This is a genomic window from Aquipseudomonas alcaligenes NBRC 14159 (assembly GCF_000467105.1).
Classification (GTDB): domain Bacteria; phylum Pseudomonadota; class Gammaproteobacteria; order Pseudomonadales; family Pseudomonadaceae; genus Aquipseudomonas; species Aquipseudomonas alcaligenes.
On record NZ_BATI01000017.1, the window covers coordinates 12,602 to 36,702 of the forward strand.

Below are 24,101 nucleotides of genomic sequence, written 5' to 3' on the forward strand. Positions count from 1 at the left end.
GTCGGCTAGTTTCGCTTCACAACCGCTAGGGGACAGCAGCATGTCGCATAACAAGAGCAAGATAGCGCTGGCAGTCGGGATAGGAATCTGGGGGATGCAGGCCCAGGCTTTCGAGATCGATACCGGGCCCAATGTCACCACCTCGCTGGAGAGCGTCGCCGAGTTCACCTCGGTGTATCGCACCTCCTCGCCCGAGCGCATCGAGCGCGGCGGGCAGAACATCTTTGCCAACAACAACGATGGCAGCGAGTACTACGACACCGGTTTCGTCTCCAACGAGTTCAAGCTGACTTCCGAGCTGCATGTGCGCACCGAGCAGGATGGCCTGTTCGTGCGCGGCACCGCCTGGTACGACACCCAGATCATGGACAACGATCCCAGCGGGGATCGCTTCGCCACCCACAACACCGACAGCGACGAGCGCTACCCCTCGGACCTGCGCAACCGCGCCGGCCATCGCGCGCGCCTGCTCGATGCCTACCTCTACACCAACCGCTATGCCGGCGAGATGCCCTACAGCCTGCGTTTTGGCCGCCAGGTGATCAACTGGGGCGAGGGCATCTACTACGCCGACGGCATCAACGTGATCAACCCGGTGGACATCGGCCGCGTGGTGTTGCCCAACGCCAGCCTGAAGGACGCGCTGCTGCCGACCAACATGATCTCCGGTCAGCTCGGCCTGACCGATGCCTTCAACATCGAGGCCTTCTACGGCCTGGAGTGGAAAGGCCACGAGCTGATTCCCACCGGCGCCTTCCTCAACAACCAGGACTACTTTGGCAAGGGCAGCAACGGCGTGCTGGTGGACCTGCGCAGCGAGCTGGGCGACCTGGCCGAGCTGGTGCCGGGGCTCAATGGCGAGAACGGCATCGTCGCCGGTGCGCGCTACGGCCGCGAGCATGACGCCCGCGATGACGGCCAGTTCGGCGTGGCCATGCGCTACCTGGCGGAGGACTGGAACAACACCGAGTTCAGCCTCTATTACCTCAACTACCACAGCAAGGTGCCCTTCCTGCGCATCCAGAAGGGCCGCTCCTTCGCCTGCAGCACCGGCCAGGCCGGGCAGTTCAGCGGGCTCTGCGGCTTCGGGCTCGACTCCACGGTCGATGGCCTGGCCCTGCTCGACAGTACCTACTACGACTTCGTCTACCCCGAGGACATCCGCCTGTTCGGCCTCAGCGTGTCCGGCACCGTGGGCGACACCAGCCTGGCCGGCGAGCTGACCTACCGGCCCAATGCGCCGCTCGAGCCGTCGATGATCTATGAGCTGGAGACCCTGGCCGGCAGTGCCCTGGGTGGTGGAGGCGCCAGCGGCGGCAGCATCGACCTGGGTGAGTTCGGCGACGGCTCGGCCAACGACCCGCGGCGCAGCATCGACCTGTACAAGCGGGGCGAGCTGTATACCGGCTCGGTTTCGGCGATTCACAGCTTCGGCCCGGTGGTCGGTCTGGACGACCTCATCGTGCTGGGCGAGGCGGCCTTCAACCATGTGCCGGGCAGCCTGCTGGACTCGGTCAACTACGAGTACCTGGATTCCTTTGCCTGGGGCTACACGCTGAATGTCTCCGGCCTGATCCAGGACGTTAAGCCGAACTTCGACCTGTTACCGGGCATCACCTTCCGCCAGGACGTCTCCGGCACCTCGCCCTCGCTCAACGAGAACTTCATCCAGGGGCGCAAGTCGGCCACCCTCGAACTGGGTGCCAAGTACGGCCAGAAGCTGGCCGGCAAGCTGGCCTACACCTCGTTCTGGGGCGCGCGCAAGGACAACGCGCTGATCGACCGCGACCACGTCGCCCTCAATGTCTCCTACTCCTTCTGATGGCAGGGATCACCATGACTAGAACCGCGTTGAGCGCTGCGACCCTTCTGTTCGCCCTGCTGCCCCTGGCTGCCCAGGCCAAGGTCAGTGCCGAGCAGGCGGCCCAGCTGGACGGCCCCCTCACGCCCTTCGGTGCCGAGCGCCAGGGCGACCCCGCCAAGGGCATCCCCGACTGGACAGGTGGCCTGACCCAGGCACCGGCCGGCTACGGCGGGCCGGGCAGCTTCCATGTCGACCCCTTTGCCGGCGAGCAGCCGCTGCGGGTGATCGATGCGCAGAACCTGGCGGCCGACGAGGCCAACCTCAGCCACGGGGTCAAGGCGCTGTTCAAGGCCTATCCGCAGACCTTCAAGGTGCCGGTCTACCCCAGCCACCGCAGCTTTGCCGCGCCGCAGGAGATCTACGCCAACACCCGGCGCAACGCCGAGCAGGCTACCCTGGCCGATGGTGGCAATGGTCTGCAGGGCGCCTATGCCGGCATTCCCTTCCCGATTCCGGCGGACGGTCGCGAGGCCATCTGGAACCACATCGCCCGCTGGCAGGGGCGCTACATCGACGAAGTGGCCATCACCGCCCAGGTCACCGCCAGCGGCAGCTACTCGATCCTGCGCGAACGCATCCAGCTGCTGTCCAACTACTACAACCCGCAGAAGGACGCCGGCAGCCTGGACAACCAGCTGTACGCCTATGCCAGCGAGCTGTTGCCGCCGTCGCGTGATGTCGGCCGCGCGCTGCTGGTGCACGAGCCCATCGACCAGGTGGCCGAGCCGCGTTCGGCGTGGATCTACAACCCCGGCCAGCGCCGCGTGCGCCGTGCGCCGACCCTGGCCTACGACACGCCGATCGACGGCATCTACGCCGACGACACCGACATGTACAACGGCGCCACCGACCGCTACGACTGGAAGCTGGTCGGCAAGCAGGCGCTGCTGGTGCCCTACCACAACTATGCGATGGAGCAGCCGGGGCGCAAGCTGGAGGAGCTGATCAAGCCAGGCCACCTCAACCCCGACCTGACCCGCTGGGAAATGCACCGCGTCTGGGTAGTCGAGGCCACCCTGCGTCCGGGCCAGCGCCATGTGCATGCCAAGCGCCGCTTCTACCTGGACGAGGACAGCTGGTACGCCCTGATGGTGGAAAATTACGATGCGCGTGGCGAGCTGTGGCACGTCAACCTGGCTTTCAGCAAGAACGCCTACGAGGTGCCGACCATCGCGCCGGTCAACCTGGTGTTCCACGACCTGATCGCCCGCAGCTATTCGGCCCTGGGCCTGCGCAACAACGAGAAGGCGCCGCGCCAGTTCCTCCTGGCAGCCCCGCCGGAGAGCTACTTCACTCCGGCCAGCCTGCGCCGCAAAGGCACGCAGTAACCGTTACGCCCCTCTCCCGCTTGTGGGAGAGGGGCCTGCATCTTCCTGACCCTCTCGTTCACGGGAGAGGGAACCTGACGCTTTTCCACCTTGGGGGTTCGGGCATGCGGCCTCGCCGCAGGGCGAAGCATTGCCGTCGCAAACCGGGCCGACCGAGAAACCCAACGGCTGAGTTCAAGCCACCGATTGCAGTTCTTGCAAGAGCCTCCGGCTCGAGGTGCTGAAAACATGAAAACAAGGAGAATCGCCACACTGCTGCTCGCGTTTCTGGGCAGCGTTCTGTCCCTGGCCGTCCAGGCCTACAGCGACAACTACCTGATTGGCGTCGGCAAGCACGATGTCACCGGTGCCGCCGCCGAGGTCGGCATGATGGGTTATGCCGACCCCGCGCAGAAAAGCAGCGGCATCCACAACCGCCAGTACGCACGCGCCTACATCATTGCCGAGCCTGGCAGCGAACGCGCGGTGGTGTTCGTCAACGTGGATGCCGGCGCGTTGTTCCAGTCGGTCAACCAGGCGGTAATCGAGCGCCTGCGCCAGCGCTTCGGCGAGCGCTACAACGAGAGCAATGTGGTGCTCAGCGCCACCCACACTCACGGCGCCGCCGGTGGCCAGTCGCACTACGCGCTGTACAACGTGACCATCTTCGGCTTCATCAAGGAGAACTTCGAGGCGCAGGTGAACGGCATCGTGGCCGCCATCGCCGAGGCCCATGCCAACCTGCTGCCTGGCCATGTGCTGGTCAATCGCGGCGAGCTGCACAATGCCAGCATCAACCGCTCGCAACCGGCCTACGACAACAACCCGGCCGAGGAGCGTGCGCGCTACGGCACCTCGGTGGACCCGGAGATGATCGTGCTGCGTCTGCGCCAGGGCGAACGGGATGCCGGCATGATCAGCTGGTTCGCCGTACACCCGGTGTCGATGAACAAGAGCAACACCCTGCTCACCAGTGACAACAAGGGCCGCGCGGAGTGGCGCTTCGAGGAGCTGGCCAGGGCCCAGGGCAATCCGGACTTCGTCGCTTCCTTCGCCCAGAGCAACCACGCCGACACCACGCCCAATCTCAATCTGGACGGTACCGGTCCGACCCAGGACCAACTGCGCAACACCGAGATCATTGGCGACCGTCAGTTCGACAAGGCGCTGGCGCTGTACCAGGGCGCCGCTGTGCAGCTGACCGGGGCCGTCGACTTCCGTCATCAGTACAACGACTACTCGAAAATCCGCGTGCGCCCGGAGTTCGGCGCCGGCCAGCCGCGACAGACCTGCAACGCGGCGCTGGGCTACGCCTTCGCCGCCGGTACCGAGGATGGGCGAGGGCTGGAGGACGTCGGCGAGGGCACGGTGGAGACCAATCCGCTGCTCAACCTGATCACCCAGGTGCTGACGCCGCCGACCGAGGCGGACATCGCCTGCCAGGCGCCCAAGCCGATCATCCTCCAACAGAGCGCATTCAAGCCCTATCCGTGGAGCCCGGAGGTGCTGCCGGCATCGATTCTGCGCATCGGCCAGTTCGCCCTGCTGGCGGTGCCCGGCGAGTTCACCGTAATGTCCGGCCGGCGCCTGCGTGAAACGGTGCGCGGGGTGCTCGGCAACGACCAGCTGCTGGTGGTGGCCGGGCTGTCCAATGCCTATTCCGGCTACGTCACCACTGCCGAGGAGTACGACAAGCAGCACTACGAGGGCGGCTCCACCCACTTCGGGCGCTGGACCCTGGCCGCCTACCAGCAGGTGTTCCACGACCTGGCGGTGGCCCTGCGCGATCAGCAGGCGGTGATCAGCACCCTGGTGCCGCGCGACCTGCGCAACGACCAGAGCAACTTCGTCACCGGTGTGGTCTACGACAATCCGCCCGTGGGCAAGCGCTTCGGTCAGGTGGTGACGGACGCCAATACCCAGTACCGCATCGGCGATACGGTGCAGGCGGTATTCTGGACCGGCCACCCGCGCAACAACCTGCGCACCGAGAGCACCTTCCTCGAAGTGCAGCGCAAGGTGAACGGCGCCTGGCAGGTGGTGGCCCGCGACAACGACTGGAGCACCCAGTACCACTGGCTGCGCAAGGACGGCTTCTGGGGCACCTCGCAGGCCACGCTGCGCTGGACCATTCCCGCCGGCACCCCGGCCGGCGAGTACCGCCTGGTCCACTATGGCGACAGCAAGGCGCCGGTGACCGGCAGGATCAGCGCCTTCTCCGGTGCCAGCCGCAGCTTCATCGTCCAGTAGCCGCCCTCGCGCGGTAGTGACGTGCCGCCGCGAAACCCGCAGAATGCCTACTTTCGCCCCGCCGCCCCGGCGGTCGGGGCCTTGGTCAGTCTCTCGGGTCCTGTTCTGAACTATGCGAATGCGGCTGTTGTTGCTGGGTGGGGGGAATGCCCTGGGTCAGGCGTTGGTGCGTCAGGGAGCCGAGGAAGACATCGGTTTTCTCGCCCCGCGCCCGCCAGAGGGTGGCTGGGAGGCCTCGAGCCTGACCCAGCTGCTCGATGAGACACGCCCCGATGCGGTGATCAACCTGGCCTACTACTTCGACTGGTTCCAGGCCGAGGGTTTCGACGCGCAGCGCTTCGCCCGCCAGGAACGCGCGGTCGAGCGCCTGGCCGAGCTGTGCCAGCACCATGGCGTGATTCTCCTGCAGCCTTCCAGCTACCGGGTCTTCGATGGCTCGCGGGCGACCGCCTACAGCGAGAAGGACGAGCCGGTACCCTTGGGCCTGCGTGGCCAGGCACTGCTGCGCATCGAGCAGTGCGTGCGCGCCACCTGCCCGCGGCATGTGCTGCTGCGCTTCGGCTGGCTGCTCGACAGCAGTGCCGATGGCGTCCTGGGCCGCTTCCTGCAACGTGCCGAGCAGGATCAGGAACTGCTGATGGCCGATGACCGGCGCGGCAACCCGACGCCTGTCGACGATGCTGCGCGCGTCATACTCGCGGTGCTCAAGCAGCTGGACTGCCAGACGCCGCTGTGGGGCATCTATCATTACGGCGGCCATGAAGCCACCACGCCCCTGGCCCTGGGCCAGGCCGTGCTGGCCGAGGCGCGCCCGCTGCACGCGCTGCGGGTGCAGGAGGTGGGCGCCCAGGCGCATGCCGCGCGCAGCGACGCCGCCGACGAGCCGCAACACGCGGTACTGGCCTGCAAGAAGATCCTGCATACCTTCGGCATCAAGCCGCGGGCCTGGCGCGCGGCGCTGCCGGCGCTGCTTGACCGCTACTACCGTCACGCCTGATACGTTTTCGAGAATTGCATGTCCGACTCCCTGATCCTGGTTACCGGTGGCGCCGGCTTCATCGGCTCCCACCTCTGTGATGCCCTGCTGGCTGCCGGCCATCGGGTGCGCGTGCTGGACAACCTGTCCACCGGCAAGCCCGCCAACCTGCCGTTGCAGGACCCGCGCGTGGAACTGATCGAGGGTGATGTGGCCGATGCGGCGCTGGTGCGTCGTGCCGTGGCCGGCTGCAGCGCGGTGGCGCACCTGGCGGCCGTGGCCTCGGTGCAGGCCTCGGTGGACGACCCGGTAAGCACGCACCAGAGCAACTTCGTCGGTACCCTGAATATCTGCGAAGCCATGCGCGAAGCGGGTGTGCGCCGGGTGCTGTTCGCTTCCAGCGCCGCGGTGTACGGCAATAATGGCGAAGGTGTGGCGGTGACCGAGGACACGCCCAAGGCGCCGCTCACGCCCTATGCCTCGGACAAGCTGGCCAGTGAGTACTACCTGGACTTCTACCGTCGCCAGCATGGCCTGGAACCGGCAATCTTCCGCTTCTTCAATATCTTCGGCCCGCGCCAGGACCCGTCCTCGCCGTACTCCGGGGTGATCAGCATCTTCACCGAGCGCGCCCTGGCCGGCCGGCCGATCACCGTCTTTGGTGATGGCGAGCAGACCCGCGACTTCTTCTACATCGACGATCTGGTACCGCTGCTGGTGCAGGGCCTGCGCAACGAGGTGGTGGCGCCCGGCGCGGTGAATGTGGGGCACAGCCAGTCGGTCAGTCTCAATCAGTTGCTGGAGGCCGTACGCCAGGTGCTCGGCAGCCTGCCGCAGGTGACCTACGGCGAGGCGCGTGCGGGCGATATCCGCCATTCGCGGGCGGACAGCACGCTGCTGCGTCAGCGTTTTCAGCTGGGCGCCGCCACGCCGCTGGCGCAGGGCCTGGCGCAGCTGCTGGGACGCTGAACCGCGCGCATAAAAAAGCCCCGCACTGGCGGGGCTTTTTTGTGGGTGGGCGGCTTAGAACTTGTAGCCCAGGCCGACCATGTAGACGAACGGGTCGACGTCGACGTCGACTTTGACCTTGCCCAGCGCGTTGTGGTCAACGGTGGCCGTGGTGTCGATATCGATGTAGCGCACCTGGGCGTTGAGCAGCAGGTTGTCGGTGAGCATGTAGTCCATGCCGAGCTGGTAGGCCAGGCCCCAGGAGTCATCCAGCTCCAGGTTGCTGAAACCATTGTCCTTCTGGCGGCTGCTCAGGTCTTCGTCGAAGAAGATGGTGTAGTTGATGCCCAGGCCCACGTAGGGCTGGAAGGCCGACTTGCTGTCCAGCGGGTAGTACACGGCGCTCAGGGTCGGCGGCAGGTGCTTGATGTCGCCGAAGCTGCCGTCGATGGTGCCGGCCGGGGTGCCCAGTGCGGCGTCGACGCCTTTCAGGCCCACGCTGTGGCTGAACGGGGTGGCGGCCAGCAGTTCGATACCAATGTTGTTGGTGATCATGTAGGCGAAGTTCAGGCCCAGCTGGGTGTCGCTGTCCAGGGTGGCCTTGGTGCCAGCGACGTCGGCGCCGCCGACTTTCAGCTCGCTGCTGTCTTCTTGCGGGTCGACGGTGATGGCGCCGGCACGAACGATGATGTCACCCGCCTCGAAGGCATGCGCCATCGGCGCCGCAACGGCAAGGGCGAGAAGGGATGCGGTCAGCAGGGACTTGCGCATGGTGTGCTCCAATCAGTTTTAGGATGTGTTGGCTGAGTGGATTGTCGACAAGGTCACCTGTGCACTTCTTGACCCAGCTCAATAGCCGGGCCTGTTGTGGGGTTTTGTGCTGCGGCAATCTGGCACACCCCCCGGAGGCCTACATCTCGTAGGGATAAATCTTCTCGGCGGCCATCTGGTAGCCGGCGGTGCCCATCTCGCTGCTGTGGCTGCCGACCTTCAGCGGCCCTTCGATCCAGAACGGCTGGTACAGCGCGTCCATCAGCACGCCCAGTTCGCTGGTGACATGCACGATCTGGTTGGACGGCGGTGGCGGCACATGGATGCAGGCGCCGAAGTAGGGCACGAAGAGAAATTCGGTCACCCGGCCTTCCTCGGTCACGTCCAGCGGCACGATGTAGCCGGGCAGCTTGATCTGCTCGCCATCCAGCGCGGCGATCACCGGCGCGTCCGGCGCCTGCTGCTGCGCCGCCGGGCCGCTCTCGGCGGCCAGGGCGTCGGCCAGCTGCGACAGGTCATGCATGGGCGCCGGCTGGACCTGCTGCGGCGGGGCGTCCGGCGGGATCAGCTCGCTCCAGGTCAGCTCGCGCGGCTCCGCGGCCCACAGCGAGGAGGTGCAGAACAGCAGGGCGAGCAGCAGATGACGCATGAACAACCTCATAGACGAATGGACAGGCCGTCGGCCAGCGACTGCCGATAGGCGCGCCAGGCCGGCACACCGCCCATCAGCAGGGCGGCGCCCAGAATAGCGCCGAGCAGGCTCCACTCATAGGCGCTGGGCAATGCCAGCGGCAGATACAGGCCGTATTGCGCCTGCACCCAACCCTGGCTGGCGGCGATGCCGCCGTACAGCAGGGCCAGGCCCAGCGCCGCGCCGGCCAGGGCCAGGGTCAGGGCCTCCAGCACCAGCAGCCCGGCGATATGCCAGGGCCGCGCGCCGACCGAGCGCAGGATGGCCATCTCGCGGCGGCGCTCGTTGAGGCTGGTGAGGATGGCGGTGAGCATGCCGATCAGACCGGTCAGCACGACAAACAGCGAGACCACGAACAGCGCCTTTTCCGCGGTGCCCATCAGGCTCCACAGCTCCTGCAGGGCCACGCCGGGGAGGATCGCCAGCAGCGGCTCGCCACGGTACTCGTTGACCTGGCGCTGCACGGCGAAGGTGGCGACCTTGCTCTTCAGGCCGAGCAGCACGGCGGTGATCGCCTTGGGCTGCAGATGCATGTCGCGCGCCTGCTCGGCGGAGACCTTGGCGTTGCCGCGCGCGGGCATGCCGTTCTGCCAGTCGACGTGCAGCGCCTCCATGCCGGCCAGCGAGATGTGCAGGGTGCGGTCCACCGGCGTGCCGGTACGGGCGAGGATGCCGACCACGCGGAACGGCTTGTCGTCGTGCTGGGTCAGGCTGACCGTGGCCACGCCGTGGGCCAGGACGATCTGGTCTCCCAACTTGTACTTCAGTGCCTCGGCCACTTCGGCGCCGAGCACCACCTCGAACAGGTCGGCGAACGGCTTGCCCTGGGCCAGCTGCAGCGGCTGGCCGCGGCCGTAGCGGTAGTGCTCGAAGTAGCCGGTGTCGGTGCCCAGCACCCGGTAGCCGCGGTGCGAGTCGCCCAGCGACAGCGGGATGGCCCACTTCACCTGCGGGTGTTTGCTCAGCGTTTCAAAACTGTCCCAGCGGATATTGTTGGTGGCGTTGCCGATGCGGAACACCGAGTACAGCAGCAGGTTCACGCTGCCCGAGCGCGCACCGACGATCAGGTCGGTGCCGCTGATGGTGCTGGCGAAGCTGGCGCGTGCCTCGGTGCGTACCCGCTCGACGGCCAGCAGCAGGCACACCGAGAGGGCGATGGCGAACACCGTGAGCAGCGCGGTGAAGCGGCGGTTGGCCAGGCTGGCCAGGGCGATGCGTAATAAATGCATATCAGACCTCCGCCGGTTTAGTCGCGCGGTTCAGCTCGGCCAGCGACAGGCTGCGGTCGAACAGCGGCGCCAGGCTCTGGTCGTGGCTGACGAACAGCAGGCTGGCGCCGGCGGCGCGGCATTCGGCGAACAGCAGCTGGAGGAAGGCCTCGCGGGCGTCGTGGTCGAGCGCCGAGGTCGGCTCGTCGGCAATCACCAGCTCCGGCTGGCCGATCAGCGCGCGGGCGGCGGCGACGCGCTGCTGCTGGCCGATGGACAGCGAGTCGGCGCGGCGCTCCAGCAGTTCGGCCTTCAGGCCCAAGTGCTGCAGCAGCTGGGCAGCGGCTTTATCGACGCTGCCGTGGCGCTCGACGGCGCGGCGCGCGCGGCTAGGCGAGAAGCGGCAGGGCAGCTCGACGTTCTCGCGTACCGAGAGGAACGGCAGCAGGTTGAACTGCTGGAAGATGTAGCCGGTATGGTCGACGCGGAAACGGTCGCGCGCGCCAGAGGACATCTGCGCCAGCTCCTGGCCAAGCAGCTTCAGGCAGCCTCGGCCAGGCTTCTGTACGCCGCCGAGCAGGCCGAGCAGGGTGGTCTTGCCGCTGCCGCTGGGGCCCTTGAGGAACAGGCTTTCGCCACGGCGCAGGGTAAAGCTGGGGATATCCAGCAGCTCGACCTGGCCGGGCCAGGCAAAGCCGAGGTCGGTGAGTTCGATCAGTGCGTCGGACATGGACGATCCGCGAGTCGGAGAAGGCGACAGCTTAAAGGCAAGAGGAAGGACGGTGCACCCGGCAGGCGCACCGCAAATGTGTCAGAAACTCAGGCGCGAGTTGCTCGGGGTGAGCTCGGCGCCCTGCTGGCCGCTCGGGCCGATCAGCTGCACTTCCAGTTTCTCGGTGCCGGGGAAGGTGCCGAAGAAGCTGCCCAGCTCCAGGGTCTGCAACGCCTCGGCATTGGCGCAGGCGAAGCGGTAGCTGGCGTCGATATCGCTGTGGCCGTGCTCGTCGGCATGCTCATGTTCATCATGCGCGTGACCGCCAAACAGCGGGCTGTCCAGCTCGCTGTCCTGCAGTGCGCACTTGGCCTCGATCGGCAGGGCGAACAGCGCTTGCGGCTGCTCCAGATGCTGGCGGGCGGCGGCGACCTTGGCCTTGTCGGCGTCGCTCTTGGCCTCGTGCTCGAAGCCGACCAGGTTCATCGCCGGGCTCTGCAGCTGGATCTCCAGGGTCTGGCCGTCCAGCGCCACATTGAGGCTGGCTACGCCGTGCTCGTGGGCGTCGAGGCTGGCGTGTTCCTCGTGGGCATGCGCATGGCTGTGTTCATGGTTGGCGGCCTGAGCGGCATGCAGGGGCAGCAGGGCAAAGGGCAGGGCGAGCAGGGCGTAGCGCATGAATCGGCTCCGATGGTTAAATGTTAGGTTATGATATAACACTTATTCTGCACAATTGGCCAGCCTCGGTATGCATGGCAGCATGGCAACCTGATGTTCGGGAGAGCGAAGATGCTGCGAATCAAGGGGCGGGTCGGCGACTGGCCGGTGGACCTGACGGTGGAAATGGATGCCGAGGACTGGGCGCAGCTGGCGGCGCATTTGCCACTGGAGGCACCACCCGGCGCGGTGCGCAGTGCCCCGGCCGCTAGTCCGGCCGACGAGCACTGGCAGCAGGCGCAGGCGCTGCTGCAGCGTGCCGGCAGCCTGGAGGGGCCGCAGTTGCTCGGCGAACTGGCCGCCCTGGCCGGCAATGAGGTGGCCGGCAAGCGTCTGCTGGTGCGCCTGCGCCACTGCCCGCAGGTGCAGGTGGAAAGTGCTGATGCGGCGCCGTTGTATCGCTGGATTGGCTAGGTGCGGGTTGCGTTGCGCTGCTGCTAACCGGCCTGGTTGACCGTCACGCCCGGTGCGCCGCGCTCCAGCAGGGCGCGGATGGCCTCGGGGATGGCGACCTTGGTGAAGACCCGGGCATCGACCATCACGTAGGTGACCTCGGCGCGGGCGATGGCGGCCTGGTCGGTCTGGCGGCGGATGTCCACTTCCAGGGTGAACGAGCTGGTGCCCAGGCGCAGGGTGCGCACCTCCAGCTGCAGCACGTCGTCGAAGCGCGCCGGCGCCCTCCAGTCCGTGACCATGCGTACCACCTGACTGTCCAGTCCTTGCTCCAGCAGGGCCTGGTAGCTGCCGAACACGGCGCGATAGAACTCGGTGGCCGCCACGTCCACGTAGTCGCCGTAGCGGGCGTTGAACACCACCTGCTGGGCGTCGCATTCGCCGTAGCGCACCCGCAGCAGCAGGCGGAAGGGCGCCATCAGTAGATCGCCTGGTACAGCTTGCGGCGGTACAGGGTGACCAGCGGGTGGTCGTTGCCGAGCAGGTCGAATACCTGCAGCAGGGTCTTGTGCGGCAGACCTTCCTGGAAGCTGCGGTTGCGCACGAACAGCTTGAGCAGGCCGTCCAGCGCCGCCTCGTACTGCTGGCGCGCCAGCTGCTGCACCGCCAGCTGGTAGCTGGCCTCGTCGTCGTCCGGGTTCTGTGCCAGGCGGCTCTTCAGCTCGGCGCCATCCGGCAGGCTGGAGGCCTGGCGCAGGAAGGTCAGCTGGGCCTTGGCGCCGGCCAGGGCCTGCTTGTGCTCGTCGCCCTTGACCGCGTTCAGCACCGCCTCGGCTTCGCCCAGCTCGCCGCGTTCGGCCAGGCAGCGGGCGTAGAGGATCAGCGCCGCGCCGTTCTCGTTGTTCTCGGTCAGCACCTGCTTGAGCAGGGCCTCGGCCTCGCCGAAGCGCTCCTCGGCGAACAGCGCCTGGGCCGTCTCCAGCGGATCGGCGGCCAGCGGCGCCGGTTCGGCCACATGCGGCTTGAGCATTTCGCGGATCGCCGACTCCGGCTGGGCGCCGGCGAAGCCGTCGACCGGCTGGCCGTCCTTGAACAGCACCACGGTTGGCAGGCTGCGGATGCCGAAGCGCATGACGATGTCCTGCTCGGCGTCGCAGTCCACCTTGGCCAGCAGCAGTTCGCCGCGGAACTCCTCGGTGATCTTCGCCAGCAGCGGCATCAGCGCCTTGCACGGCGCGCACCACTCGGCCCAGAAGTCGACCAGCACCGGCTTGTGGAAGGAGTTCTGGATCACCAGCTGCTCGAAATTGGCGGCACCGGAGACGTCGAAGATGTAGGGGGTATCGCTCATGGCTGTTCTCGGAGAGGCGAAAGGCTGGAACTATAAATGCGGGCGGTAGGGCTCGGATACAAGCAGTCCCCTCTCCCCCAGCCCCTCTCCCACAAGTGGGCGAGGGGAGTGTTAGCCGCGCTTGGCGTGATAGAGGCTGACATTACGGAATTCCGCCGGCTCGGCCAGGTCCGGCCAGGTGCAGGCCTCCAGCAGGCCGAGGCGGGTGTAGCGCGGGTGCTGGAAGTCCTTGACCCGCGAGTCGGCCACCAGCGCCTCCTGGCCACGGCTGAGGAAGGCATCCAGCAGCGGCAGGTTGGCGCGGTCGTAGAGCACGTCGGCGACGATGATCAGGTCGAAGCGATCTTCCTCGGCGAAGAAGTCCAGCGAGTAGCTCAGCTCGACGCCATTCAGCGCGGCATTGGCGCGGCAGGACTCGATGGCCAGCGGGTCGAGGTCGCAGGCCACCACCTCGGTCGCGCCGGCCTTGGCCGCGGCGATGGCCGCCACGCCGGAGCCGGCGCCGAAGTCCAGCACACGCTTGCCGCGTACCCACTCGGGGCGTTCCGCCAGCCAGCGCGCCAGGACCAGGCCGCTGGCCCAGCAGAAGCTCCAGTAGGGCGGCTCTTCGAGGATGCGCCGGGTTTCTTCCGGGCTGAAGCTGCGGTCCATGTTGCTCGGGTCGACCAGCCACAGGCGGATGTCGGTGCCTGGCAGGGTCTCGGCGCTCAGGCGGGCGTCGCCGAGCAGCTGTTGCAGGGCGTTCTGCAGTTCGGCGGGGGCGTTCATGGTGCGCTCACCAGCGGCAGGGCGCCGAAGTCGCGGCTGTCGGCCTGCAGCACCCGCTGCGGCGGCAGGCGCAGGATCAGGCGGCCGGACTGGCTGATGCGTGCGCGCAGCTCGATCCGCGCGCCACCGGGAAACTGTTGCGGATCGAAGCGCAGGCGAAAGGGCAGGGCGTTGCCGGTGCCCGCCAGTGCCTGGCTGGCCAGCAGGCGCTGCGGGCGATCACGCTCGTCCACCACCAGCAGGGCCAGCTCCACGTCGCTGCCGGCCGGCGGGGTCAGCAGGCTGCCACGCAGCTCGCGCAGATGGGCGGGCAGCGGCTGCTCGATGGGCGCGGCCGAGGTGATCGCCACCTCGGGCTTGGCCGGAGCGGGCGGTGTCACGGGCTTGGGCGCTTCGCCGGCGCAGGCAGCCAGCAGCAGGAACAGGCAGGCGAGAAGGGGGCGGCGGGGCATGGCGGCATCCGATGCGGCAGATGATTCTGGAATAGCGCAAAAAACGCGCGCCTGTATACCGCAAAGCCTGCGGCTTGTCTTGCCGGGACCATGCGCTACCATGGGCCACCGTTTCGTAGGGCCTTTTCCTTCATGCACTGTCCGTTCTGCTCCGCCAACGACACCAAGGTCATCGACTCCCGCCTGGTCGCCGAGGGCGAACAGGTACGCCGCCGCCGCGAATGCGTGGCCTGTGGCGAGCGCTTCACCACCTTCGAGACCGCCGAACTGGTGATGCCGCGCCTGATCAAGTCCGACGGCAGCCGCCAGCCGTTCGACGAGGACAAGCTGCGCGCCGGCATGCAACGCGCGCTGGAGAAGCGCCCGGTGAGCGTCGAGCGCCTGGAAGAGGCCATCGCCCACATCAAGCATCGCCTGCGCGCCACCGGCGAACGCGAGATCAAGTCGCGGGTGCTTGGCGAGCTGGTGATGACCGAGCTGCAGAAGCTCGACGAGGTCGCCTATATCCGCTTCGCCTCGGTGTACCGGCGCTTCCAGGACCTCAACGAGTTCCGCGAGGAGATCGAGCGCCTGGCCCGTGAGCCTTCGAAAGAATGAGCGCCGCCGACCAGCAGTTCATGGCCCGCGCGCTGGAGCTGGCGCGCAAGGGGCTGTATTCCACCCATCCCAATCCGCGCGTCGGTTGCGTCATCGTGCAGGACGGCAGGATCGTCGGTGGAGGCTGGCACGCCAAGGCCGGCGAGCCGCATGCCGAGGTGCACGCGCTGCGCCAGGCCGGCGACAAGGCGCGCGGCGCCACCGCCTACGTGACCCTGGAACCCTGCAGTCATCACGGCCGTACCCCGCCCTGCGCCGATGCGCTGGTGGCGGCCGGCGTGGCGCGGGTGGTGGCAGCCATGCAGGACCCCAATCCCGAGGTGTCCGGCAAGGGCCTGCTGCGCCTGATGCACGCCGGCATCGCCGTGCACAGCGGCGTGCTGGAGGCCGAGGCCAGGACCTTGAATGCCGGTTTCATCAAGCGCATGGAACAGGGTCTGCCCTACGTGCGGGTCAAGCTGGCCATGAGCCTGGACGGCCGTACCGCGATGGCCAACGGCGAGAGCCAGTGGATCACCGGGCCCGAGGCGCGTGCCGCCGTGCAGTGCCTGCGCGCCCGCGCCAGCGTGATCATCACCGGCGCCGATACCGTGCTCACCGATCAGGCGCGCCTGACCGTGCGTGCCGAGGAGCTGGGCCTGAATGCCGAGCTGACCGCCCTGGCCCTCGACCGCCCACCGCTGCGCGTACTGGTCGACGGGCGCCTGCGTGTGCCGCTGGCCGCTCCGTTCTTCCAGGCCGGGCCGGCGCTGGTGGCCACCTGCGCGGCGGCGGCCGCGCGTGATCGCTTCCTCGAAGACGGTCACGAGCTGCTGGCGGTGCCCGGCAGCAACGGCCATGTCGACCTGCGCAAGCTGCTGCTGGAGCTGGCCGCGCGTGGCGCCAACGAGGTGCTGGTGGAGGCCGGACCCAGGCTGGCCGGCGCCTTCGCCCGGGCCCATCTGGTCGACGAGTACCAGCTGTTCGTCGCGCCCAAGTTCCTCGGCTCCAGCGCCCGCCCTCTGCTGGACTGGCCGCTGGCGCGCATGGCCGAGGCGCAGGAACTGGAGATCCGCGACATCCGCGCCGTGGGCAATGACTGGCGCATTACCGCCGTACCCAAGCGCTGACGTGGCCGGCAGCCGCGACTTTGTGATAAAAAGGCGCGCGGCCACGTGAGTGGCCGCAACGTTCTCAGGGCGGGGCGAAATTCCCCACCGGCGGTAATGACGCGCTGCGTCTAGCCCGCGAGCGCCTTTCCAGCGAAAGGGACAGCAGACCCGGTGCGATTCCGGGGCCGACGGTATAGTCCGGATAAAGAGAGAGCGGGATTCCCTTCCGGGGCGCCGTCCGTCTGCGCCCGCGAAAATCCCTATCGATCGGCATTGCCCTGTTTTTGACCAAAACAGGAGTTCGTCCATGCTGCATTGCACCACTTACCGGGAGGACGCATGTTCACCGGCATAATCGAATCCATCGGTACCATCCGCGCGATCACCCCCAAGGGCGGCGACGTGCGCGTCTACGTCGAGACCGGCAAGCTGGACCTCGGCGACGTCAAGCTGGGTGACAGCATCGCGGTCAACGGCGTGTGCCTGACTGCGGTCGAGCTGCCCGGCGACGGCTTCTGGGCCGACGTCAGCCGCGAGACCCTGACCCGCACCGCCTTCGTCGACCTCAAGGCCGGCAGCCGCGTCAACCTGGAGAAAGCCCTGACCCCGACCACCCGCCTCGGCGGCCACCTGGTCAGCGGCCATGTCGACGGCGTCGGCGAGATCATCAAGCGCGAGGATAACGCCCGCGCCATCCAGTTCAGCGTGCGCGCACCGCGTGAGCTGGCCAAGTACATCGCGCTGAAGGGCTCGATCACCGTCGACGGCACCAGCCTGACGGTTAACGCCGTCAACGGCGCCGAGTTCGAGCTGACCATCGTGCCGCACACCCTGGTCGAGACCATCATGGCCGACTACCGGCCGGGGCGTCGGGTCAACCTCGAAGTGGACCTGCTGGCGCGCTACCTGGAGCGCCTGCTGCTGGGCGACAAGGCCGCCGAGCCCAGCGCTTCCGGCATCAGCGAAGCTTTCCTGGCCGAACACGGCTACCTGAACAAGTGAGACGCGCCGCCATGGCCCTGAATACCGCAGAAGAACTGATCGAAGACATCCGCGCTGGCAAGATGGTCATCCTCATGGATGACGAGGACCGCGAGAACGAGGGCGACATCATCATCGCCTCGGAATGCGTGACCGCCGAGCACATCAACTTCATGGCCCGCTTCGCCCGTGGCCTGATCTGCATGCCGATGACCCGCGAGCGCTGCGAGCTGCTCCGGCTGCCGCTGATGGCGCCGCGCAACGGCTCCGGCTTCGGCACCAAGTTCACTGTCTCCATCGAGGCGGCCGAGGGCGTGACCACCGGCATCTCCGCCGCCGACCGCGCGCGTACCGTGCAGGCCGCCGTGGCGAAGAGCGCGGTGGCCGACGATATCGTCAGCCCCGGCCACATCTTCCCGCTGATGGCCCAGCCCGGCGGCGTGCTGGCCCGTGCCGGGCACACCGAGGCGGCCTGCGACCTGGCGCGCATGGCCGGCTTCGAGCCGAGCGGGGTGATCTGCGAGATCATGAACGACGACGGCACCATGGCCCGCCGCCCGGAGCTGGAGGTGTTCGCCGCCGAGCACAACCTCAAGATCGGCACCATTGCTGACCTGATCCACTACCGGCTGATCCACGAGCGCACCGTCGAGCGCGTCAGCGAGCAGCCGCTGGATACCGAGTTGGGCCAGTTCACCCTGGTCACCTACCGTGACGGCGTGGAGAACACCGCACACATGGCCCTGACTCTGGGCAAGGTGTGCGCCGAGGAGCCGACCCTGGTGCGCGTGCACAACATGGAGCCGCTGCGTGACCTGTTCCTGGTCAAGCAGCCGGGGCGCTGGAGCCTGCGCGCGGCGATGGCCGAGGTGGCCAAGGCCGGCAGCGGCGTGGTGCTGCTGCTGGGTAATCCGCTCACCGGTCCCGAGCTGCTGGCTCACCTGGGCGGCAAGCAGCCGGCGCCGAGCCCGGCGACCTACAGCACCGTCGGTGCCGGTTCGCAGATCCTGCGCGACCTGGGCGTGCGCAAGATGCGCCTGATGAGCGCGCCGATGAAGTTCAACGCCATATCCGGCTTTGACCTGGAAGTTGTAGAATACCTGCCCGCTGAATGATGACTCCGGCCGAGTGCAGCCTGCGCCCGGCCTGGCTTTTCGTTCTACATTGATATCCACGGGACGCCCATCGGCGCCCCGGCTCTTTATACAGACTGAGACTCGCCCATGACCCTGAAGACCATCGAAGGTACCTTCATCGCCCCGCAAGGCAAATACGCCCTGGTGGTTGGCCGCTTCAACAGCTTCGTCGTCGAGAGCCTGGTCAGCGGCGCCGTCGACGCCCTGGTCCGCCACGGCGTGAAGGAAAGCGACATCACCATCATCCGCGCGCCGGGTGCCTTCGAGATTCCGCTGGTCACCCAGAAAGTCGCTCAGCGCGGCGAGTTCGCCGCCATCATCGCCCTCGGCGCGGTGATCCGTGGTGGCACCCCGCACTTCGAATACGTCGCCGGCGAGTGCACCAAGGGCCTGGCTCAGGTGTCCATGGAATACGGCGTACCGGTCGCCTTCGGCGTACTGACCGTCGACTCCATCGAGCAGGCCATCGAGCGCTCCGGCACCAAGGCCGGCAACAAAGGCGCCGAAGCCGCCCTGTCCGCTCTGGAAATGGTGAGTCTGCTGGCGCAGCTGGAGGCCAAGTGAGCCTGAATCACGACGACAGCCAGGACGCTCCGCAGCCCAAGGCCAAGGGCAAGATCGCGCAGCGTCGCGTGGCCCGCAGCCTGGCCATGCAGGCGCTGTATCAGTGGCACATGGCCGGTCAGTCGCTGAACGAGATCGAAGCGCAATTCCGCGTCGATAACGACTTCAGCGGCGTCGACGGCGCCTACTTCCACGACATCCTCACCGGCGTAGCCCGGCAGAAGACCGAGCTGGACGCGTCCTTCGCGCCTTTCCTGAGCATTCCGCTGGAAGAGCTGGACCCGGTCGAGCTGGCGATCCTGCGCCTGTCCGCCTGGGAGCTGACCAGCCGCGTCGATGTGCCCTACAAGGTGGTGATCAACGAGGGCATCGAGCTGGCCAAGGTGTTCGGCGCCACCGACGGGCACAAGTTCGTCAACGGCGTGCTGGACAAGCTGGCCCCGGTACTGCGCGCGGCCGAGGTCAAGGCCGCCAAGCGCTGAGCCGGCAAACCCGTCGTGGGTGAGTTCGAGCTGATCCGCCGCTACTTCGCCGCCGCGCCCTGTGCGCAGGCGGCCGAAGGCGTCGTCCTCGGCATTGGTGACGACTGTGCCCTGCTGCAGCCGGCCGTCGGCCAGCAACTGGCCGTGTCCACCGATACCCTGGTGGCCGGCGTGCATTTCCCTCAACCCTGCGATCCGTTTCTGCTCGGCCAGCGTGCCCTGGCGGTGAGCGTCAGTGACCTGGCCGCCATGGGCGCCGAGCCGCTGGGCTTCACCTTGGCGCTGACCCTGCCCGAAGCCGATCCGCCCTGGCTGGAAGGCTTCGCCCGTGGTCTGTCGCAGATGGCGGCGCAATGCGCCATTGCCCTGGTCGGTGGCGATACCACTCGCGGTCCTTTGAGTCTGACCCTCAGCGTATTCGGCCAGTTGCCGGCCGGCCAGGCCCTGACCCGTGCGGGTGCCCGTCCGGGCGACCTGCTTTGCGTCGGTGGCAGCCTCGGCGATGCGGCCGCAGCGCTGCCGCTGGTGCTCGGGCAGCAGGTGGCTGCAGGCGCCGAGGCCGACTATCTGCTGCAGCGCTACTGGGCACCGCAGCCGCAGCTTGCTCTGGGGCAGTGGCTGCGTGGCCGGGCCTCGGCGGCGCTGGATATTTCCGACGGCCTGCTGGCCGATTGCGGGCATATCGCCAAGGCCTCCGCCGTGGCGCTGCAGATTGAGCGCGACAGCCTGCCGCTGTCCGCTGCTCTGCGCACCCTGGCGGGCGAGCGCGCACTGGATTGCGCCTTGAGCGGCGGCGACGATTACCGCCTGGCCTTTACCCTGTCGGCGCAATACCTGCCGGCACTGCAGGCGCAATGGCCCGAGGCCGTGGTGATCGGCCGGGCCGTGGCAGGGCAGGGCTTACAACTGCTGGACGGCGCGGGTCGCCGTCTCGACCCGCCTAGCGCGGGCTACCAACATTTCGGGAGTCGTGGTGACTGAAGTCGTGAAAGTCGCGCCGCAGGTATGGCGCAATCCCTGGCATTTCCTCGCCTTCGGCTTCGGCTCCGGGCTGATGCCCAAGGCGCCCGGCACCTGGGGCTCGCTGGTGGCCTTGCCGTTCATCCCGCTGTGGCAGCTACTGCCGGACTGGGGCTACTGGCTGATGCTCGGCGTCACCATGCTGTTCGGCTTCTGGCTCTGTGGCCGGGTGGCCGAGGACATGGGCGTGCATGACCACGAAGGCATCGTCTGGGACGAAATGGTCGGCATGTGGATCACCCTGTGGCTGGTGCCCGAGGGTTGGTACTGGTTGCTGCTAGGCTTTCTGGTATTCAGGGTGTTCGACATTCTCAAGCCCTGGCCGATCCGCTGGATCGACCGGCATGTGCATGGCGGCATCGGCATCATGCTGGATGACGTCCTGGCGGGGGTATTCGCCTGGCTGACCATGCAGTTGCTGGTGTGGGGGCTGGCCTGACTCGGAGGCTGTAGATGCGTGCCTGGCTGCTGGGGTTGCTGTTGTGTCTGGTGGGCTTCGGCGTACAGGCTGACGAGCCTCTGCCCGCACAGGTGAACCTGGTCAGCGAGCACTGGGCCGGGCACACCAATGCCGATGGCAGCGGCCTGGCCTGGGAGATCATGCGCGTGGTGTTCGAGCCCGCGGGCGTGAAGCTGAACTACCAGCTGGTGCCCTACACCCGTGCCATTGGCCTGGTGCAGCGGGGCGAGGCCGATGCCTGGCTGGGTTCTTATCGCAACGAGATCAGCGAACGCATCATCTACCCGCGCAGCCCCTACGATGCCGATCGCATCGTTGCCCTGTCCCTGCGCAGCGCGCCGGAGGCCACCCTGCAGAACATCGGCCGCTACCGCCTGGCCTGGATGCGTGGCTACGATTACCAGCACTATCTGCCTGGCGTACAGCATTTCCAGGAGATCCAGCGCCGCGTCGGCATCCTGCGCATGCTCGAACTGGGGCACGCCGACTTCTACCTAGATGCCTCCACCGAAGTTGAGGATTTACTGCATGAGGGCTCCGACCCTGCGCTCTTTCGCACAACCGAGCTGATCCGCTTGCCCCTCTATGCCGGCTTTGCCGATACTGCCCGCGGCCGCGCCCTGGTCGAGCTCTTCGACCGGCGCATGGCCGAGCTGCTGCGCGATGGCGAACTGCGCCCGATCTTCCGCCGCTGGCAGCAGCCGTACCCCTTTGACGAGGACATGGAGATCCCCGATGCGTCGCCTTGAGCTGTTCGCTGCCAGCGTGCTGCTGGCCCTGTGCCCCGTGCTGCAGGCCGAGACCCAGGTGCAGGTAGTGGGGTTGTTCCCCAACGCGGCGGTGTTGCTGGTCGACGGTCAGCGCAAGCTGGTGCGGGCCGGCCAGGTCGGCCCGGGTGGCGTCAAAGTGATCAGTGCCGACAGCAAGGGGGCGGTGCTGGAGGTCGATGGCGTGCAGCGCAGTTACGCCATGACCCGGGAATACAACCAGGCCGGCAGCTCGGAGCCGCAGAAGGCTCAGCTCAGCTCAGCATCAGCCGTGGCGCGGGCAATCACTACTGGGTCGCCGGCTCCATCGAGGGCCATCCGGTGCAGTTCCTGGTCGACACCGGGGCCACTTCGGTGGCGATGAACGAGAGCCAGGCGCGCATGCTCGGCATCGACTACCGCGTCAAGGGCCGGGCCATGGTGGCTAGCACGGCCGGTGGCAACGTCAAGGCCTGGCAGATCAAGCTCGACAGCGTCAAGGTCGGGGCCCTCGAGGTTCTGGGGGTCGAGGCGGCGGTGCTCGAGGGGGATTCGCCCACCGAGGTGCTGCTGGGCATGAGCTTCCTCAGTCGGGTGCGCTGGCGCGAGGAAAACGGCGTACTGCAGTTGGAATCCAAGTTCTAGCCATCGCCCATGGCCGACCCATCGGCCGCTTCGATCCTTATCCCCGACAATTCAGGCTGCGCCGGGCGGCGTCGCGGCTGGTACAATGCCGGCCTTTCTGTCGAACCTCACAGGAGCTCCCGGTGTCCGTCGTCTTCGTCGCCGCCTCCCAGCTGCCCACACCTTTCGCGGTCTTCACCATGCACGGTTTCCTCGATGAGGAGAGCGGCAAGGAGCACGTAGCCCTGACCCTGGGCGACGTCGCCGACGGCCAGCCGGTGCTGGGCCGTCTGCACTCCGAGTGCCTCACCGGCGATGCCCTGTTCAGCCAGCGCTGCGACTGTGGTGCCCAGCTTGAAGCCGCCCTGCGCGCCATCGCCACCGAGGGCCGTGGCGTGCTTCTGTACCTGCGCCAGGAAGGCCGGGGTATCGGCCTGCTGAACAAGATCCGCGCCTACGAGCTGCAGGATGGTGGCGCCGACACCGTCGAGGCCAACGAGCGCCTGGGCTTCGCCGCCGACCAGCGTGACTACTCGATCTGCCAGCCGATGCTCGACCACCTGGGCATCCGCTCGGTCCTGCTGATGACCAACAACCCGCGCAAGGTCAAGGCGCTGGAAGGTTTCGGCGTACGCGTCGCCGAGCGCCGCCCGCTGGAAATCGGCCTCAACCCGCACAACCGCAAGTACCTGGCGACCAAGGCCGGCAAGCTCGGCCACATGCTGGGCCTGAAACACCAGGAAGAAGAGTGATGACCCGCGCCGAGGTGCGTCGCCGTCTGGCCCTGGAATGGTGGCGCTGGCTCGGCTTTGCCCTGGCGCCGCTGTTCTTCCTCAACCTGCTGTTCGGCGGCAGCCAGGCGCTGGGCAGCGTGCTGGAAATGCCGTTGTTCATCGCCGGCGTAGCTTCCATGTTCGTCAGCCTGCCGCTGTTCTCCGCCTACAAGCGCGCGCTGATCGCCACCCAGGCCGCGCTGGATGGCGAGCATGAGCGCGAGGCCTGGCTGGCGCTGGCGGTGCAGCGGCGCAAGGCCTTCCTCGGTGCCGGCCTGCCGGCCTGGATCGCCGCCATTGCTCTGTTCAGCGGGCTCAATACCGTTGCGCTGATCCTCCTGGCCCTGAGCAGCGTGGTGCTGCTCTGCCTGTATCGCATTCCCCGCCAGCTGGGTTGATGCGCGCACTGCTGGCGGCCTGCCTGCTCGCCCTCAGCCCGGCGCTGACGGCGGCCGAACGTGTGGTCAGCCTGGCCCCTTCGATGTCGGAAATCATGCTGGAGCTGGGCGCCGAGTCGCGCCTGGTCGGCCTGCTCGATGGCGGGCCGCGCCCACCGGCGCTGGCGGGTGTGCCTTCAGTTGGGCGCTATGGCCAGGTCGAGCTGGAAACACTGCTGGCGCTCAAGCCGGACCTGCTGTTGCTCTGGCCCGGCAGTGTGCCGGCGGCCCAGCAGGCACAGCTGCGGGCCTTCGATATCCCGCTGTATGTCGGCGAGCCTCATGATCTGCAGGCGTTGGCCGAACAGTTCGCCGAAGTGGGCCGGCTGGTCGGTACCGAGGCCCGCGGGCGCGAGCTGCGCGAGCGCTTCATCACGCGCCTGGCCGAGCTGCGTCAGCGCTATCGCCGCGAGCCGCCGCTGGCGGTGTTCTATCAGGTCTGGAACGAGCCGCTGTATACCCTCGGCGGGCGGCAGATCGTCAGCGACGCGCTGCGGGTGTGTGGCGCGCGCAACGTGTTCGCCGATCTGCAGTTGCCGGCACCTCAGGTCAATGTCGAGGCGGTGCTGGGCCGCGCGCCCGAGGTGATTGTCGCTGGCAGCGAGGCCGAGCTGCAGCGCTGGCGAGCCTGGCCGCAGCTGCCCGCGGTGCGTCTGGGCCAGCTGTGGACGGTACCGGACAAGGGCCTGGAGCGGCCCAGCTTCCAGATGCTGGCGGCCACCGAACAGCTCTGCGAACTGTTGGCCAGGGCCCGTTGAGGCATTAAGTAAAAAGGCCCCTCG

The 24,101-nt window shown here is 67.3% G+C and carries 27 protein-coding genes, 1 pseudogene and 1 riboswitch; of the genes and pseudogenes, 19 read left to right on the top strand and 9 right to left on the bottom strand.

Annotation, left to right across the window (positions count from 1 at the left end; translation table 11 throughout):
- The first annotated feature begins 40 nt into the window (after nt 1-40).
- The 5 genes from PA6_RS10955 (at nt 41) to PA6_RS10975 (ending at nt 7,366) form a co-directional block, all read left to right on the top strand.
- Nucleotides 41-1,822: a DUF1302 domain-containing protein gene (locus tag PA6_RS10955; protein ID WP_043216568.1), complete on the top strand. Its 1,782-nt coding sequence runs from the start codon at nt 41-43 to the stop codon at nt 1,820-1,822.
- A 14-nt stretch (nt 1,823-1,836) separates the two neighbouring features.
- Nucleotides 1,837-3,192, top strand: a complete 1,356-nt coding sequence (locus tag PA6_RS10960; RefSeq protein ID WP_021700985.1) for a DUF1329 domain-containing protein — start codon at nt 1,837-1,839, stop codon at nt 3,190-3,192.
- 228 nt (nt 3,193-3,420) lie between these two features.
- Nucleotides 3,421-5,421: a neutral/alkaline ceramidase gene (locus PA6_RS10965; RefSeq protein WP_021700986.1), complete on the top strand. Its 2,001-nt coding sequence runs from the start codon at nt 3,421-3,423 to the stop codon at nt 5,419-5,421.
- Between the two features lie 112 nt (nt 5,422-5,533).
- Entirely contained in the window at nt 5,534-6,418 is an 885-nt protein-coding gene (locus PA6_RS10970; protein ID WP_043216569.1) for a sugar nucleotide-binding protein, read from the top strand.
- An 18-nt stretch (nt 6,419-6,436) separates the two neighbouring features.
- Nucleotides 6,437-7,366: an NAD-dependent epimerase/dehydratase family protein gene (locus PA6_RS10975; RefSeq protein WP_021700988.1), complete on the top strand. Its 930-nt coding sequence runs from the start codon at nt 6,437-6,439 to the stop codon at nt 7,364-7,366.
- A gap of 54 nt (nt 7,367-7,420) precedes the next feature.
- Here the strand turns inward: PA6_RS10975 and PA6_RS10980 are convergent, their stop codons facing one another.
- The 5 genes from PA6_RS10980 to PA6_RS11000 form a co-directional block, all read right to left on the bottom strand.
- A complete protein-coding gene (locus PA6_RS10980) occupies nt 7,421-8,116 on the bottom strand; it encodes an OmpW/AlkL family protein (RefSeq protein WP_021700989.1) in 696 nt (231 codons plus the stop codon).
- Between the two features lie 139 nt (nt 8,117-8,255).
- Entirely contained in the window at nt 8,256-8,765 is a 510-nt protein-coding gene (locus tag PA6_RS10985) for a DUF3299 domain-containing protein (protein WP_021700990.1), read from the bottom strand.
- A gap of 8 nt (nt 8,766-8,773) precedes the next feature.
- Nucleotides 8,774-10,036: an ABC transporter permease gene (locus tag PA6_RS10990; RefSeq protein WP_021700991.1), complete on the bottom strand. Its 1,263-nt coding sequence runs from the start codon at nt 10,034-10,036 to the stop codon at nt 8,774-8,776.
- A 1-nt stretch (nt 10,037) separates the two neighbouring features.
- Entirely contained in the window at nt 10,038-10,745 is a 708-nt protein-coding gene (locus PA6_RS10995; protein ID WP_021700992.1) for an ABC transporter ATP-binding protein, read from the bottom strand.
- An 81-nt stretch (nt 10,746-10,826) separates the two neighbouring features.
- Nucleotides 10,827-11,405, bottom strand: coding sequence for a DUF2796 domain-containing protein (locus PA6_RS11000; protein ID WP_021700993.1), 579 nt, complete (start codon nt 11,403-11,405; stop codon nt 10,827-10,829).
- A 111-nt stretch (nt 11,406-11,516) separates the two neighbouring features.
- Between PA6_RS11000 and PA6_RS11005 the strand changes: the two genes are divergently transcribed.
- On the top strand, nt 11,517-11,858 hold the full coding sequence (locus tag PA6_RS11005) for a hypothetical protein (protein WP_021700994.1): 342 nt from the start codon (nt 11,517-11,519) through the stop codon (nt 11,856-11,858).
- A 23-nt stretch (nt 11,859-11,881) separates the two neighbouring features.
- Here PA6_RS11005 and PA6_RS11010 read toward each other — a convergent pair whose 3' ends face one another.
- The 4 genes from PA6_RS11010 to PA6_RS11025 form a co-directional block, all read right to left on the bottom strand.
- Nucleotides 11,882-12,316 carry an acyl-CoA thioesterase gene (locus PA6_RS11010; RefSeq protein ID WP_021700995.1) on the bottom strand — a complete coding sequence of 145 codons (435 nt, stop codon included), beginning with the start codon at nt 12,314-12,316 and terminating at the stop codon, nt 11,882-11,884.
- The gene (trxA, locus tag PA6_RS11015) at nt 12,316-13,188 is read right to left on the bottom strand and encodes a thioredoxin (protein ID WP_021700996.1); all 873 of its coding nucleotides are present in this window, start codon (nt 13,186-13,188) and stop codon (nt 12,316-12,318) included. Before trxA ends, PA6_RS11010 begins: the two co-directional genes overlap by 1 nt.
- Nucleotides 13,189-13,299: 111 nt before the next feature.
- Nucleotides 13,300-13,956, bottom strand: a complete 657-nt coding sequence (locus PA6_RS11020) for a class I SAM-dependent methyltransferase (protein WP_021700997.1) — start codon at nt 13,954-13,956, stop codon at nt 13,300-13,302.
- Nucleotides 13,953-14,408, bottom strand: a complete 456-nt coding sequence (locus PA6_RS11025; protein ID WP_021700998.1) for a YbaY family lipoprotein — start codon at nt 14,406-14,408, stop codon at nt 13,953-13,955. The genes PA6_RS11020 and PA6_RS11025 overlap by 4 nt, the downstream gene beginning before the upstream one ends.
- A gap of 132 nt (nt 14,409-14,540) precedes the next feature.
- Here PA6_RS11025 and nrdR point away from each other — a divergent pair, with 132 nt between their 5' ends.
- The 13 genes and pseudogenes from nrdR (at nt 14,541) to PA6_RS11090 (ending at nt 24,077) form a co-directional block, all read left to right on the top strand.
- Nucleotides 14,541-15,005 carry a transcriptional regulator NrdR gene (nrdR, locus tag PA6_RS11030; protein WP_021700999.1) on the top strand — a complete coding sequence of 155 codons (465 nt, stop codon included), beginning with the start codon at nt 14,541-14,543 and terminating at the stop codon, nt 15,003-15,005.
- Nucleotides 15,002-16,114, top strand: a complete 1,113-nt coding sequence (gene ribD, locus PA6_RS11035; protein ID WP_021701000.1) for a bifunctional diaminohydroxyphosphoribosylaminopyrimidine deaminase/5-amino-6-(5-phosphoribosylamino)uracil reductase RibD — start codon at nt 15,002-15,004, stop codon at nt 16,112-16,114. Before nrdR ends, ribD begins: the two co-directional genes overlap by 4 nt.
- Nucleotides 16,115-16,170: 56 nt before the next feature.
- Nucleotides 16,171-16,315, top strand: a riboswitch (FMN riboswitch).
- Nucleotides 16,316-16,435: 120 nt separating this feature from the next.
- Nucleotides 16,436-17,098, top strand: a complete 663-nt coding sequence (locus PA6_RS11040; protein ID WP_021701001.1) for a riboflavin synthase — start codon at nt 16,436-16,438, stop codon at nt 17,096-17,098.
- Between the two features lie 11 nt (nt 17,099-17,109).
- Entirely contained in the window at nt 17,110-18,192 is a 1,083-nt protein-coding gene (gene ribBA / locus PA6_RS11045; RefSeq protein ID WP_021701002.1) for a bifunctional 3,4-dihydroxy-2-butanone-4-phosphate synthase/GTP cyclohydrolase II, read from the top strand.
- A gap of 108 nt (nt 18,193-18,300) precedes the next feature.
- Nucleotides 18,301-18,777 (top strand): 6,7-dimethyl-8-ribityllumazine synthase, encoded by a 477-nt coding sequence (gene ribH, locus PA6_RS11050; RefSeq protein WP_021701003.1) that lies wholly within the window; start codon nt 18,301-18,303, stop codon nt 18,775-18,777.
- On the top strand, nt 18,774-19,259 hold the full coding sequence (gene nusB, locus PA6_RS11055) for a transcription antitermination factor NusB (RefSeq protein ID WP_021701004.1): 486 nt from the start codon (nt 18,774-18,776) through the stop codon (nt 19,257-19,259). Before ribH ends, nusB begins: the two co-directional genes overlap by 4 nt.
- 15 nt (nt 19,260-19,274) lie before the next feature.
- A complete protein-coding gene (thiL, locus tag PA6_RS11060) occupies nt 19,275-20,240 on the top strand; it encodes a thiamine-phosphate kinase (RefSeq protein WP_021701005.1) in 966 nt (321 codons plus the stop codon).
- The gene (locus PA6_RS11065) at nt 20,233-20,718 is read left to right on the top strand and encodes a phosphatidylglycerophosphatase A family protein (protein WP_021701006.1); all 486 of its coding nucleotides are present in this window, start codon (nt 20,233-20,235) and stop codon (nt 20,716-20,718) included. Before thiL ends, PA6_RS11065 begins: the two co-directional genes overlap by 8 nt.
- A gap of 14 nt (nt 20,719-20,732) precedes the next feature.
- On the top strand, nt 20,733-21,488 hold the full coding sequence (locus tag PA6_RS11070) for a substrate-binding periplasmic protein (RefSeq protein ID WP_021701007.1): 756 nt from the start codon (nt 20,733-20,735) through the stop codon (nt 21,486-21,488).
- Nucleotides 21,475-22,130: pseudogene (locus tag PA6_RS11075) on the top strand (retropepsin-like aspartic protease family protein). Before PA6_RS11070 ends, PA6_RS11075 begins: the two are co-directional and overlap by 14 nt.
- A gap of 122 nt (nt 22,131-22,252) precedes the next feature.
- Nucleotides 22,253-22,861 carry a GTP cyclohydrolase II gene (gene ribA / locus PA6_RS11080; RefSeq protein WP_021701010.1) on the top strand — a complete coding sequence of 203 codons (609 nt, stop codon included), beginning with the start codon at nt 22,253-22,255 and terminating at the stop codon, nt 22,859-22,861.
- Nucleotides 22,861-23,280, top strand: coding sequence for a hypothetical protein (locus tag PA6_RS11085; protein WP_021701011.1), 420 nt, complete (start codon nt 22,861-22,863; stop codon nt 23,278-23,280). Before ribA ends, PA6_RS11085 begins: the two co-directional genes overlap by 1 nt.
- Nucleotides 23,280-24,077: a helical backbone metal receptor gene (locus PA6_RS11090; RefSeq protein WP_021701012.1), complete on the top strand. Its 798-nt coding sequence runs from the start codon at nt 23,280-23,282 to the stop codon at nt 24,075-24,077. The genes PA6_RS11085 and PA6_RS11090 overlap by 1 nt, the downstream gene beginning before the upstream one ends.
- The last annotated feature ends 24 nt before the right edge of the window (nt 24,078-24,101 follow it).